At 62.8% G+C, this 13445-nt stretch carries 14 protein-coding genes and 1 pseudogene; 13 read left to right on the forward strand and 2 right to left on the reverse strand.

What is annotated here, in order from left to right:
• Window positions 1-139 precede the first annotated feature (139 nt).
• Window positions 140-1306: a CaiB/BaiF CoA transferase family protein gene (locus V1479_RS20810; protein ID WP_368804605.1), complete on the reverse strand. Its 1167-nt coding sequence runs from the start codon at window positions 1304-1306 to the stop codon at window positions 140-142.
• On the reverse strand, window positions 1303-2466 hold the full coding sequence (locus V1479_RS20815) for a CaiB/BaiF CoA transferase family protein (RefSeq protein ID WP_173194935.1): 1164 nt from the start codon (window positions 2464-2466) through the stop codon (window positions 1303-1305). The genes V1479_RS20810 and V1479_RS20815 overlap by 4 nt, the downstream gene beginning before the upstream one ends.
• Window positions 2467-2573: 107 nt before the next feature.
• Between V1479_RS20815 and V1479_RS20820 the strand changes: the two genes are divergently transcribed.
• The 13 genes and pseudogenes from V1479_RS20820 to V1479_RS20880 all read left to right on the forward strand — a co-directional run bounded on the left by V1479_RS20820 (window position 2574) and on the right by V1479_RS20880 (window position 13414).
• Entirely contained in the window at window positions 2574-2945 is a 372-nt protein-coding gene (locus V1479_RS20820; RefSeq protein WP_173194934.1) for a Zn-ribbon domain-containing OB-fold protein, read from the forward strand.
• 4 nt (window positions 2946-2949) lie between these two features.
• Window positions 2950-4101, forward strand: a complete 1152-nt coding sequence (locus tag V1479_RS20825) for a thiolase family protein (RefSeq protein ID WP_257810498.1) — start codon at window positions 2950-2952, stop codon at window positions 4099-4101.
• A 21-nt stretch (window positions 4102-4122) separates the two neighbouring features.
• A complete protein-coding gene (locus tag V1479_RS20830; RefSeq protein WP_173194933.1) occupies window positions 4123-4980 on the forward strand; it encodes a MaoC/PaaZ C-terminal domain-containing protein in 858 nt (285 codons plus the stop codon).
• 11 nt (window positions 4981-4991) lie between these two features.
• Entirely contained in the window at window positions 4992-6119 is a 1128-nt protein-coding gene (locus V1479_RS20835; protein WP_368804606.1) for a CaiB/BaiF CoA transferase family protein, read from the forward strand.
• Window positions 6120-6211: 92 nt separating this feature from the next.
• Entirely contained in the window at window positions 6212-6934 is a 723-nt protein-coding gene (locus tag V1479_RS20840; RefSeq protein WP_173195028.1) for a transglutaminase-like domain-containing protein, read from the forward strand.
• Window positions 6931-7380 carry a MaoC/PaaZ C-terminal domain-containing protein gene (locus tag V1479_RS20845; protein WP_257810502.1) on the forward strand — a complete coding sequence of 150 codons (450 nt, stop codon included), beginning with the start codon at window positions 6931-6933 and terminating at the stop codon, window positions 7378-7380. Before V1479_RS20840 ends, V1479_RS20845 begins: the two co-directional genes overlap by 4 nt.
• Complete coding sequence (locus V1479_RS20850) at window positions 7377-8495, forward strand: acyl-CoA dehydrogenase family protein (RefSeq protein ID WP_173194932.1); 1119 nt, start codon at window positions 7377-7379, stop codon at window positions 8493-8495. The genes V1479_RS20845 and V1479_RS20850 overlap by 4 nt, the downstream gene beginning before the upstream one ends.
• The gene (locus V1479_RS20855) at window positions 8492-9643 is read left to right on the forward strand and encodes an acyl-CoA dehydrogenase family protein (protein WP_368804607.1); all 1152 of its coding nucleotides are present in this window, start codon (window positions 8492-8494) and stop codon (window positions 9641-9643) included. The genes V1479_RS20850 and V1479_RS20855 overlap by 4 nt, the downstream gene beginning before the upstream one ends.
• A 19-nt stretch (window positions 9644-9662) precedes the next feature.
• Window positions 9663-10472 carry an enoyl-CoA hydratase/isomerase family protein gene (locus V1479_RS20860; RefSeq protein WP_173195027.1) on the forward strand — a complete coding sequence of 270 codons (810 nt, stop codon included), beginning with the start codon at window positions 9663-9665 and terminating at the stop codon, window positions 10470-10472.
• 30 nt (window positions 10473-10502) lie between these two features.
• On the forward strand, window positions 10503-11699 hold the full coding sequence (locus V1479_RS20865; protein ID WP_368804608.1) for a phenylacetate--CoA ligase family protein: 1197 nt from the start codon (window positions 10503-10505) through the stop codon (window positions 11697-11699).
• Window positions 11700-11901: 202 nt separating this feature from the next.
• Complete coding sequence (locus tag V1479_RS20870) at window positions 11902-12921, forward strand: MBL fold metallo-hydrolase (RefSeq protein WP_173194931.1); 1020 nt, start codon at window positions 11902-11904, stop codon at window positions 12919-12921.
• Between the two features lie 75 nt (window positions 12922-12996).
• Window positions 12997-13098, forward strand: a pseudogene (locus V1479_RS20875) (IS66 family transposase); the annotation flags it as partial.
• A gap of 22 nt (window positions 13099-13120) precedes the next feature.
• Window positions 13121-13414 (forward strand): nitronate monooxygenase family protein, encoded by a 294-nt coding sequence (locus tag V1479_RS20880; protein WP_173194855.1) that lies wholly within the window; start codon window positions 13121-13123, stop codon window positions 13412-13414.
• The last annotated feature ends 31 nt before the right edge of the window (window positions 13415-13445 follow it).

The following is a 13445-nucleotide window of genomic DNA, read 5'->3' on the forward strand; positions in this document are numbered from 1 at the left end:
CGGGACAACGCGAGAAAGCGGGAAAACCGTGCGACGCATAGTTGCTACAGATTTGACGCGAGGGTAATCCTATAGCGCCGCGAAGAACCGCCGCCAGCGGCTCATGCTCGCGTGATGGTTTCCGGAGCTGGAAAGCCGTTCAGTCCTCCACCACTCCGCTCAGAATCTCTTCGCTATGTTCACCAAGGCGCGGCGCGGTGCGCAGATCGTGCCGCGCCGGCGTGGCCGAAAACTTCACCGGAGGTTTGGTTGTCCAGATGGCGCCTTCGGTGGGATGCGCCACGCGTTGGAAGAAGCCGGTTGCCTTGATGTGGGAATCCTGCGGCAGGTCGGGCAGCATGCTCACCGGCATGACCGGGATGTCGGCTTCCTCCATCAAGTCGATCCATTCCTGTGTGGTCCGCGACGGCGCGAACTGCGCTACCATGTCATAGACCGCGCCGATATTGCGGCTGCGTTCGTCCATGTTCGTCACCCACGGATGACAGAGCATGTCTTCACTTCCGATGGCGCGGAAGAAGCGGGCCCATTGCGCGTTGGAATAGGGAAGGATGGTAATATACCCGTCCTTCGTCTGGACCGGACGGCGATGCGGCACCAGCATACGGCTGTAGCCGAAGCTTTGCGGGAGGTCTTCGAATGTCGCGGCGGCCATGTGCTCCACCAGCAGAAACGACGCCAGCGTTTCGAACATCGGCACCTCGACATGCTGCCCCTCGCCGGTGCGTTCCCGGTGGTAGAGCGCGGCCATGACCGCCCAGGCCGCCGTGACTCCGCCCAACTTGTCGGCCAGAATGGTTGGCGCATAGGAGGGCGGCGCGCCGGGGTCGCGCATCGTGGCCAGCCCCGCCATGCCCGAGACCGCCTGAACGCTGTCATCATAGGCGGGCTTGTCGCGGTACGGCCCGTCCGACCCGAAGCCCACGGCAGCCACGGTAATCAGGCGGGGATTTTCACGGCGCAGGGCGTCCGGTGCCAAGGACAAGCGGGCCAGCGCTGCAGGGCGAATGCTGGATATGAAGACATCGGCGTCGCGCAAAAGCCGGCGTAAAGACCGCCGGCCGTCATCGGTCTTGAGATCCAGCACGACGCTGCGTTTGTTACGATTCACGCCCAGAAAGGCTGCACCCATGCCGGGGTTTTGAGCCGGCTGCACCTGGCGCAGCATATCGCCCTCGGGGCTTTCTACCTTGATGACGTCGGCCCCCAGATCACCCAGCATCTGCGTGGCCAAGGGACCGAACACGACCGAGGTCATGTCAATGATCCGGACCCCCGACAGAAGTGCGGGTCTTGCTTTGCTCATGTCTGGTCCTCACCCGCCACGGGCGCGGCGAACTCCCGTCGGATCGCCGCATTATGCGCCCCCAGCGCAGGCGAGGCGCCCAGCGGCACATTTTCGCCCGACCTGCGAATCGGTGGTGTCGGTAGACCAATTTCGCCCGACGGGCACTGAATGAGCGTCCGGTCGAGCTGCGGGTGGCTGGAAAGCGTCGCGACGTCGTTGACCGCGCCCGAGGCGATGTCGGCTTCACTCAGGAGCGCCAGCATCTGCGCCCTGTCGAGCGCAGCGAAAGCGGATTCGATCATCGGCTGCAGCACATCCCGGTTGCGGTTGCGGTTGTCATTGCCGTCGAAACGCGGATCCTCAACGAGTTCGGGCCGCTTCAGAACCGCGTTGCAAAAGCGCGCCCATTCGCGCTCGTTCTGCACCGACAGTACGATCTGGCCGCCATCGCGGCAGGTATAGGCGCCATAGGGGCAGATCACCGGATGACTGAGGCCCACCCGAGGCGTTGGACGTCCGGCACAATCGTGAAAGATAAGCGGCACCGCCATCCAATCGGCCATGGTGTCGAACATCGCCACGCTGACGCCGCGGGCGCGCCCGGTGCGCTGGCATTCGATCAGCGCTTCGCAAATCCCCGCATGGGCGGTCATGCCCGTGGCGATGTCGCACACCGAAATGCCGACCCGTCCGGGTCCGTCCGGCGTGCCGGTGATCGATGCCAGTCCGCTCTCGCATTGCACAAGCAGGTCATAGGCCTTGGCATTACGCATCGGCCCATCATCGCCGTAGCCCGTGATATCGCAGGTGACGAGCTGCGGGAAACGCGCGCGCAGCGATGCCGAATCCAGTTCCAGCTTTTCGAGCGAACCGGGGGCGAGGTTCTGCAGGAACACATCGGCGCGGGCGAGAATCCGTTCCAGCAGCGCACGATCGTCTGGGTCCTTGATATCAAGCTCCAGAGATTCCTTGCCCCGGTTAAGCCAGACGAAATAGGCGCTTTCCCCGTTCGCCGCTCTATCGTATCCGCGAGCAAAATCGCCCGATCCCTTGCGCTCCACCTTGATGACCCGGGCACCCGCATCTGCAAGGCGCGACGAGCAGAATGGCGCGGCAACCGCCTGTTCTAGCGCAACCACAAGCAGCCCATGCAGCGGGCCCTTTTCGTCGATGTTCATATTCTTCTCGAACGCGTGAATTTTGAGCTTGCCAGAAATCTAACATCTGTTAGAAATATCGTCAACTCAGATGACCTGGAAGCGCAGTTAGGGAAGGGTGGTTGAGAATGCACGAAGGCCCGGATGTAGCCTTTCGAAGGGGGCTGGCAGAAGGCAAGGTGGTTCTTCCCAAGTGCAACGCGTGCGGACGTTTCCACTTTTTCCCGCGCGTGGTCTGTCCGCATTGTTACGCAACATCGTTCACGTCACACGAGATTTCGGGCAGGGGCGAGATCCATACCACAACGGTCGTCAGGCGCGCGCCCGATAGGGGCGGCGATTACAATGTCTGCATCGTCGAACTGGAGGAACGGGTTCGGATGATGAGCCGCGTTGAGGGCGTTGCGCCTCCTGACGTGGAGATCGGCATGGCGGTGATCGCCTATGCGGGAGAGATCGACGGCACCCCCGCCGTGCTGTGCAGGCCGGAAGGGGGCTGAAGAGGTGGAGAACAAGCTGCGCGGCAAATCTGCGATCGTGGGCACCGGACACGCCGGCTTCGGCGAGGCGCCCGGACTGACGGCCTACGACATCATGGCGCAGGCGGGCTTGGCGGCACTGGCGGATGCGCAGCTGAAACTGTCCGATGTGGACGGACTCTTTTGCACGATGATGGAAGACAGCATGCCAGCGTTGATGGCGGCGGAATATCTTGGCATCCGCCCGCGTTTCGTCGAGGGGACGATGACCGGCGGCTCTTCGTTCGTCAACTACATCACCGCGGCCACCATGGCGCTCACAGCGGGGTTGTGCGATGTGGCGCTGATCGTCTACGGCTCGAACCAGCGCAGTGGGTCGGGCAAGCTCGTTACGGCCTCGCGGCCGCCGCCTTACGAACAGATCTATCGCCCGCGCTATCCGATCTCCGCCTATGCTCTTGCGGCGGCGCGGCACATGCACGAATTTGGCACCACGCGCGAACAGCTGGCCGATGTGGCGGTTGCCGCGCGGGCCTGGGCGCAGCACAATCCCGAGGCCTTCGCGCGCGGCGACCTGACACGCGAGGATGTGCTCGCCGCCCGCATGGTGAGCGATCCGCTGACGGTGCGCGACTGCTGCCTCGTCACTGATGGCGGCGGGGCGATCGTGATGGTTCGATCCGAGCGGGCGAGGGATTTCCCCAAGCCGCCGGTTTACGTTCTTGGCTCCGCCGCCGAGAGCACGCATCGACAGATTTCTCAGATGCCGGATTTCACCGTCACGGCGGCCAGGGAGTCGGGTGCGCGCGCCTTTGCCGCAGCAGGGGTGACTCCGTCCGACATCGACGTGGTCGAACTTTACGACGCCTTCACCATCAACACGATCCTCTTTCTGGAGGATTTGGGCTTTTGCGAGAAGGGCGAGGGCGGGGCCTTCGTCGAGGGCGGGCGGATCGCGCCGGGGGGTGAGTTGCCGGTCAACACCAACGGCGGCGGGCTCTCCTGCGTGCATCCGGGCATGTACGGCATCTTCACGGTGATCGAGGCGACCCGCCAGATCCGGGGCGATGCGCCGGGACTTCAGATCGCAAATATTGATCTGGCGCTCGCCCACGGCAACGGCGGCACGTTGTCGAGCCAGGTCACTGCAATTCTGGGCTCGGAGAACACGTTGTGAGACGACTGGGGAGGCGAAGCGATGCCGCTCAATTATGAGGCTCTCTCCAACTGGGAGTTTGAAGATGTAGCGCAAACCCTCACCGAGCGCGACACCATGCTCTATGCGCTTGGCTTGGGCTTTGGCGAGAATCCGACCGACGAAAAAGAACTAGCCTATGTCTATGAGGACGGGCTGATGGTCGTGCCGTCAATGGCCGTCACGCTTGGCTACCCCGGTTTCTGGCTGCGCGATCCGCGCACCGGGATCGATTGGAAGAAGGTCTTGCACGGCGAGCAGTGGCTGGATGTCTACAAGCCATTGCCGGTCAAAGGTGAACTGATCGGCCGTACCAGGATCGATCAGATCTCCGATAAGGGCGAAGAGCGCGGCGCGGTCATCTATCTGAGCCGTGACATCATCAATGCGGCCAGTGGCGAGACGCTGGCCAAGGTCTCGATGTCGACCTTCTGCCGCGGCGACGGCGGGTTTGGCGGCGAAAACAAACCGGGACCGACGCCTGCGTCCATCCCCGAGCGTGAGCCCGACCATGTTTGCGATCTTGCGACGCTGCCACGCCAGGCGCTGATCTATCGCCTGTCGGGCGATTACAACCCGCTGCACGCTGATCCCAAGGTCGCCCGTGCGGCAGGGTTCGAGCGCCCGATCCTGCATGGCCTGGCCACCTACGGGCTGGCGGCCCGCGCCATTCTCAAGACGCTCTGCGACTATAACGCGAGCCGGCTGACCGGACTGGATGTGCGCTTTTCCGCCCCGGTCTATCCGGGCGAGACGGTGCGGTTTCATATCTGGCGGGAAGGCAACGAAGCCCGATTCAAAGCCTCGATCCCCGAGCGTCAGGTCGTGGTGCTGAACAACGGCGCAGCCCGCTTCGCCTGAGGACAGCGAACATGGCTCAGCCGCTCAGCGATATTCTCGTGCTGGATTTCAGCACGCTTCTGCCTGGCCCCTTGGCGACCCTGATGCTAGCCGAGGCCGGGGCGGAAGTTGTCAAGCTGGAGCGCCCCGGCACGGGCGAGGACGCGCGTCATTCGGCGCCGAAAATCGACGGCGTCAGCATCGGTTACGCGATCCTGAACCGCGGCAAGAAATCGATTGCGCTGGATTTGAAGGCTGAAGGTGCGGTGGAGAGCCTCCGTCCGCTGATCGAGAAGGCCGATGTCCTGGTCGAGCAGTTCCGCCCCGGCGTGATGGATCGGCTGGGCTTGGGATATGAGGCGGTGCGTGCCATCAATCCGGGCATCGTCTATTGCTCGATCACCGGCTACGGACAGACCGGGCCGAAACGGGATTTTGCCGGCCACGACCTGAACTATGTCGGCGACGCCGGAATCCTGTCGCTCAGTCGAGGTCCGGACGAGCAGCCGACAATGCCGTTCGCGCTGGTGGCCGACATTGGGGGCGGCAGCTACCCGGCGGTGCTCAATATCCTGCTCGCCCTGCGCGAGCGCGATCGTACGGGGCAGGGCGCCCATCTCGATATCGCCATGGCCGAAGGTGCCTTCGTTTTCGCCTATTGGGCTCATGCCAAGGGCGTTGTCGCCGGAGAGCCGATTGGCAATGGCGCCGACCGGTTGACGGGCGGACTGGCGCGTTACCGGCTCTATTCCGCAGCCGACGGGCGGCAGATCGCCGTGGCGGCACTGGAAGAGAAGTTCTGGCAGGCCTTCTGCCAGGTGATCGGACTCAGGACGGAGCTGCGCGACGACCTCGCCGATCCGCAAGCAAGCTCTGCCGAAGTTGCCCGCCTCTTGGCGGCACATCCGGCCTCGCACTGGGAACCGCTTCTGGCCGAGGCCGATTGCTGCTGCACGGTGGTCAAGACCCCGGCCGAGGCGGCATCCGACGACCATTTTGCCAAGCGTGGCATATACGGCCGGCAAGTGCGAATCGGGGAACGGCGCGTACCCGCTCTGCCGCTTCCGATCGCGCCGGCTTTTCGCGCGCCGCCCTCCCGCGACGAGGCCGCGCCCGATCTCGCACGTGACAACCGCTATTTCGGGCTGCCCGACCCATGAGACACCGCCAAGAACGCCGAACCATTGACGGTGGCAGCGTGGTCCATTAATCTAACAGGTGTTAGAATTGCTTCTCCCAGAAGGTGGATATGATGACGACCTCCCAAGAAGAGCTCCCGGAAGAGGCCGCGAGATACGTCGTGCCCACGTATTTCGTGAACAGCGACAGCCCCGAGGTCCAGCAGTTCGTCGCCCGGGCTCTGCGCGATCTACCCAACGATGCATCGAAGAGCGATAAGGCGATCCGCCTATTCGAGGCGGTGCGGGACGGTATCCGTTATGATCCCTACACCTTCGCCTTGACGGCCGATGCTTACCGGGCGAGCGCCATCGCCGGAGCGGAGGCCGCCTTCTGTGTGCCCAAAGCGATCCTCTTGGCGGCCTGCCTGCGCGCGGTCGACATTCCTGCAGCGCTGGGATTCGCCGATGTGCGCAACCATCTGAACACGCCCAAGCTGCGGGAGCTGATGGGCACCGATCTCTTCGTCTATCACGGCTACGTGCAGCTCTGGCTCGACGGCAATACCTATAAGATCACGCCTGCGTTCAACATGGAGCTGTGCGAGCGGTTCGGGGTCAGGCCGCTAATCTTCGATGGCAACAGCGACGCCCTGTTTCACGAATTCGACGTCAAGGACCAGCGGCACATGGAATATGTGAACGATCGGGGGCTCTACGTCGACGCACCGATGGAGGAATTCCTGCGCCTTTTCAAAAGGACCTATCCCAAGCTCGAGCAGTTCAATCGCGAGCGCATCTCGCACAGCGCCGAAGGGGTGGACGCCGGGTTTGCGGCAGCGGGCAAGGTCTCATGAAATATCTGGAAGATTTCCAGCCAGGTCAGATCTACAGGTTCCGCGCAGAGCCGCTGAGCAAGGAGGAGATCATTGCGTTCGCGCATGAATGGGATCCGCAGCGGCTGCACACCGATGAGAACTATGCCGTGTCCGTCCACGGCAGCCTGATCGCCTCGGGCTTTCAGACGATGCTGCAGGTGTTCAAGCCAGTCATGCATGGAATGATGCCGGAGATCGCCAATATCGGGGGGTTGGGTTTCGATTCGCTGAGATGGCCTCGGCCAATTCGGCCCGGCGAGGCGCTGGACATCGAACTGGAAGTCTCTTCGGTCACACCTTCGAAGAGCAAACCGGATAGGGGCGTGCTGGCCTACACGCTCAGAGCCATGAATCCCGCAGGACAGGTCGTGTTCACTGCCGATACTCCGGTGATGATCAAGCGCCGGCCCTCGGAGGAAAAATGAGCAACGCTGCACATCACGACCAGGACGATTTCCGCCTATTGCGTCAAAGCGTCCGCACGCTGTTGGAGCGCGCGGGCGGCGTGGCGCGAGCGCGCAAGATCAGGGACGAAGGCGGCGGCTGGGATGCGCCCGTGATGACGGAACTGGCCGAGGCTGGCGTGTTCGGCGCAGTGGTTCCCGAAGAGGCCGGCGGCCTCGGCATGGGGCTGGCCGCCGCCGGTATCATCGCCGAAGAAGTAGGCCGGGCGATCGCGCCCGAGCCTGTGGTCGCCTCGGTTGGGCTCGCAATTGGCCTTTTACGCCGACTCTGCCCCGAGCATGCGCTTCTGACCGAGGCGCTGGCCGGCACGACGGTCCTGGCAACAGCATGGCAGGAGCGTGACGCCAAAGGTCTCTCCAACACCCTGTCATCTCGGTTCGAGAACGGCGCTCTGACCGGGATGAAATCATGGGTCGCGGGGGTGGCTGCTGCAAGTGGCATCCTCGTCGTGGCGGAGACCGGCGGCGGACCGGCTCTCGTTTTGCTTGAACCCGGCGGCAAGGGCATAGCCTTCGACAAACGGCGTCAGTCCGATGGCAGTATACTGGCCGAGCTACACCTGTCGGGCGCGCCAGCCGAATTGCTCGCAAAGGGCCCGGCCGTCGCAAAGGCTCTGGAAGCTGCGGTCAGCGACACGACGGCGCTGACGGCGGCCGAGCTTGTCGGGGTCAGCGCAAAGGCGCTGGAGATCACGCTCGACTACATCAAGACGCGCGAGCAGTTCGACAAGCCGATCGGTTCGTTCCAGGTCATTCAGCATCGCGCGGTGGACATGCATGTCATGCAGGAAGTGGCCGAAGCGGGCGTGCGCGACGCGCTAGGCCTGATGGACGCGACAGAAGCCCCGCGCCTGCGTGCCCGCCAGGCCAGCCGCGCCAAGGCCCGGGCTTGCACCACGGCCAGGAAGATCACGCGCGAGGCCATCCAGCTGCATGGCGCGGTCGGCTACACCGACGAGTTCGACATCGGGCTTTACCTGAACAGGGCGCTGGTGCTCTCGGCCTGGCTGGGCGACGACGTCCATCACCGGCGGCTCTGGCTGAACGCCCGCAACGCAGAGGAGGCCGCCGAGTGATCGACTACAACGCCATGAGCGACGCGGACTTCCGCAGTGAGATACGGCAGTTCTTCGAAACCGAGTATCCCGAAGAGCTGCGCAATCTTTCGCATCGCCCGAAGTTCGCCGAAATCGAGCACTGGCACCGCAAGCTTCATGCCAAGGGCTGGGTCGCACCGGCCTGGCCTGCGGAGTACGGCGGCATGGGGCTGAACGCGGCCAAGCTTCTCATCTTCTATGAGGAACAGCAGCGTTGGGGGGTCGTGCGCGGCCGCGACATGGGCGTGCAGATGGTCGGTCCGCTCATCATCAAGTTCGGCACCGATGCTCAGAAGGCATACTGGCTGCCCCGCATTCTGAGCTGTGAGGACATTTGGTGCCAGGGCTATTCCGAGCCGGGCGCAGGGTCCGATCTGGCGAACCTGCGCACGAACGCCGTGATCGACGGGGACGAGTTCGTGATCAACGGACAGAAGATCTGGACGACGATGGCGCATGACTCGACGCACATTTTCATGCTGGTGCGCACCGATCCGAAGGCCCCAAAGAAGCAGCAGGGCATCAGCTTCATTCTTGTGCCGATGGATCAGCCGGGGGTCGAGGTCCGAACGATCACCACGCTGGCGGGCGAAACCGAGTTCTGCGAGGTCTTCTTCGACGATGCCCGCACCCCGTGCGAAAATCTGGTCGGCGAACTGAACAAGGGCTGGACCATGGCCAAGTCCCTGCTCAGCTTCGAGCGGGTGTTTATCGGCGCACCGAGTCTGGCCCAGAACGCGCTTGGTCAGCTTGAAACCTACGCCCGCGGTGCCGGCCGCTTCGACGACCCGGTCTTTTGCGATCGGTTCGCCGAGGTCGCGCTCGATGTCGAGGATCACGCGGCGCTTTACGCGCGCTTCGCCGATCAACTCAAGCGGGGCGAACCGCTGGGTGCGGATGTCTCGATGCTCAAGATCTGGGTGACCGAGACGTTTCAGAAGATCACCGAACTCATGATCGAGGTGGCAGGACCCGACGGCGGCACCCTCGGCCCATTGCAGGTCGGCAATGTTGGCGTCGATGTTCTGGCGGCCTTCTACAAGGCCCGGCCGACCACGATCTACGGCGGGTCGAACGAAATCCAACGCAACATTCTATCGAAAGCTGTCCTGGGCCTGCCGGGCTGATCACGAGGGAGGATTTATGATGTCCGATCGTTACGCGAAATACGACAAGCTGAAATTCGATTATCCGGCCGAGCGCGTGCTGCGCATCACTTTCGACCGGCCCGAGACCTTCAACTCGGTGGACGCCGAGACCCACACGCAGATGACCGATATGTGGATCGACATCGATCGCGATCCCGACATCAATGCGGTGATCGTCACCGGTGCAGGCAAAGCGTTTTCGGCGGGCGGCGATTTCAGTCTGATCGAGAGCATGATCGGCAATTCGCACGAGATCATGAAGACGTGGAAAGAGGCCAGGAACCTCGTCTACAACATCATCAACTGCAACAAGCCGATCATCTCGGCGATTAACGGTCCCGCGGCCGGCGCCGGCCTGGTCGTCGGAATCCTGGCCGACGTGTCGATCGCGGGCAAGAAGGCCAAGATCGTTGACGGCCATCCCCGTCTCGGCGTCGCCGCCGGTGATGTCGCCGCGATCATCTGGCCGCTGCTGTGCGGCATGGCCAAGGCGAAATACTATCTGATGACCTGCAAGCCGGTCTCGGGCGAGGAAGCAGACCGGATCGGCCTGGTGTCGATGTGCGTCGAGGATGACGTTCTGCAGCAGACCGCGCTCGACATCGCGACCGAGCTTGCGAATGGCTCGCAGAGCGCGATCCGCTGGACCAAATACTCGCTCAACAACTGGCTGCGTCAAGCCGGACCGATCTTCGACGCCTCCACCGCCCTCGAGATGCTGGGTTTCATGAGCGAGGACGTGAAAGAAGGCGTCCTGTCGCATCGCGAGAAGCGCGCGCCAAACTTCCGCAAGGACTGTCCGATCTGACCCGTGAGTAGCAGGGGAGACCATAAAGCAATGTCCATTGACATCTATCAGGACATCGCGACCGCCTACAGCGCAGCTGCAACGAAGGCACCGGGACTGAAGGCACGGTTCGCCGCGGCAGGGTTCGACCCTGCGAAGGTTTCATCTCTTGCGGATCTTTCCCGGTTACCGGTGATGAAAAAAGAGGAACTTCTTAAACTCCAAAGAGAGAGACCGCCATTCGGCGGGTTTCTCGCCGCCGACCTGACGGATGTCTCGCGCATTTATGTCTCGCCCGGCCCGATCTTTGAACCGGCGCTGCCCGGTGGCGGCGGGCACGGGCTGGACCTGCTGTTCAAGACCGCCGGGGTCGGCAAGGGGGATGTCATTCTGAACACCTGGATGTATCACCTCGTGCCGGCCGGGCTTCTCTTTGACGAGGCGGCGCAGGCCGCGGGCGCCACCGTCATTCCCGGCGGCGTCGGCAACACCGAATTGCAAGCCCAGATCGTCGTCGAGACCGGCGTCACTGCCATCTGCGCGTCGACGGCTTTCTTCCTAATCCTGGCCGACAGAGTGATCGAGACCTATGGCCGCGGCGCCTGGAAAGTGAAGACCGCCTTTCTGGGCGGGGAGATGGGCGACTGGATGGCCAAGCGCCGGCGGATCGAGGCTGATTACGGCGTTTCCACCTGGGCGGCCTATGCCACCGCTGATCTTGGCCTTGTCGCGTATGAGGATGGCGGCGACGGCTATGTGGTGCATCCGGACCGCGTGGTGCAGATCTGCGATCCTGTCCGCGGCGACCAGCTCCCCCACGGCGAGACGGGCGAGGTCGTGGTGACCGCACGCGATGCTACCTGGCCGATGATCCGCTTTGGCACTGGTGACAGCGCCCTCGCGCTGGAGAGGAACCAGGACGGCAGTGTGCGCCGGCTTTCGGCGCTGCAGGGCCGGGTGGGCGCGGCGGTGAAGGTGCGCGAGATCTTCGTCTACCCACGCGTGATCGAGGAGGTGGTGATTGCCACACCCGGCGCAATAGCGGCTCAGGCCGTGGCGACGCGCGAAAACGACCGAGATCTTATCCGCATCTCGATCGTTCTGCAGGAGGGCGCCGACCGCATTGCGGCCGAAGCGGCGGCCAAAGAAGCGTTCCAGCGCCATGCCCGCATCCGTGCAGACGAGATCATCTTCATTGATGCGCTTCCCGAGGACGCGCCCCTCATCGTCAATGGCAAGGACATCTGAAGCCACAGCTCAAGCTCCAGCGACGGTCAAGCGAGCGCCACCAAAGCAGGTGTGAGCCTCACCGTCGACGAACCCATACTCGATTCAGGAGAAGGCCTCTTGAAAGTTCTCGTCCCGGTGAGGCGGTGGTCGAGGCGAGCGTGAAGCCGCGCGTAGGCTTTCGGTAGACAAAGCTCTCCAATCGCTGCATCTATTGGAAATTATGCCTCAGTTTCCCTTCCATTCGCCACCGGTGGCAGGACAAGTTATCTCGGTTGCGCCAGGGGTTCTCTGGGCCCGCATTCCGCTGCCGTACCGTCTTGATCACGTGAACGTCTATCTTGTCCAGGATGGCGACAGCTGGACGCTGATCGACACCGGCATCAATACGGACGAGGCGAAGGCAGCTTGGCAGGCTCTCTTGGGAGGACCGCTATCGCATGTCTCCATTTCGCGCGTCGTCGTGACCCATCATCATCCGGACCACATCGGGCTTGCAGGATGGCTTTGCGGCAAGTTTGGCGCCGAAATGCTGACAAGCCAGACTGCCTATATGACTAGCAGGGTCATCTCCCTTGCCCCGCACGAGACGGGGCTTCGCCACTATTTCGATTTCTATGTTAACCACGGCATGAGCGAGGAAGGCGCCGGACTCGTCGCCATTCACGGTAGCGAATATCTGATGCTCGTTGCGGAACTGCCTCCCACCTTTCTCAGGCTCGTTCTGGCCGACAAAATCACGATCGGACGCCGGGAATTCAGGGTGATCACTGCGGACGGGCATGCCCCCGAGCAGATCCTTCTTTACTGCGAGCAGGATAGGCTGTTGTTCGCTGCCGATCAGATCATCGAGAAGATCTCGCCCAATGTCAGCGTGTTCGCCGGCGAGCCTAATGGCGACCCGCTCGGACATTTTCTCAGGACACTGCGCTTTATGCGTCAGGAACTGCCGGACGATGTCCTGGTGCTGTCGGGGCACGGCCGCCCGTTCTACGGGCTGCATGAACGATGTCTCGAACTTGAGGCACACCACGAAGGACGCTGCCAACGGATCCGGGAAGCATGCGCAAAAGCGCCGCACTCAGTGGCGGATCTCGTTCCTATCCTCTTCACCCGCAAGCTCGACGCCCACCAAATGAGTTTCGCGTTCACGGAAACGCTGGCTCATATCAACCGGCTGGTACGAAGATCGGAACTGGCCGCGGTCAGAACTGCGGAGAAGGTCCGCTATGTCACCACCTGATATCCCAGGCGCGTGAGAACGATAATGTTGCCGTGCCTGTGGGGCGTCATTCTTGTCATGGTTCCGAGTGGATGCTCCAACAACGCCGCGGAAAGGGCCCTGCGGAGTTTGGCCCTCGGACGAAAATCATGGCTCTTCGCCGGGTCCGAACGCGGGGCCGACCGCGCGGCCGTCATGTCGCTCGGGCTCAACCGCGACCTTGTCGCCGCCGTGCATTCCATATGGCGGGCTCGTCTTCCGCGACGTCACCACGGTCCGCTTCCCGGCCAAGGCGGCGGACGCCGCCGTCGACGGGTTGATCGCCGTCACCTACGGCGCGGGCGGCCATGCCGGCCTGATCAGCCCTTTCGCAGCGCTGCACGAGATCCGGCAGATATTCGACGGAACGCTGCTTGTCGGCGGCGCGCCTGATGGGTGCGGACTTGGTCTATATGAGCACCTGCTCCATGGCGACGGCCGAGGCGGTCGAGCGACAGAGACAGATGCTACCTAAAGTGAAGGCAGCCGATATCGTCTATACTCCG

Origin of the sequence: Neoaquamicrobium sediminum, from assembly GCF_040970315.1 — a bacterium.
Lineage (GTDB): Bacteria > Pseudomonadota > Alphaproteobacteria > Rhizobiales > Rhizobiaceae > Aerobium > Aerobium sediminum.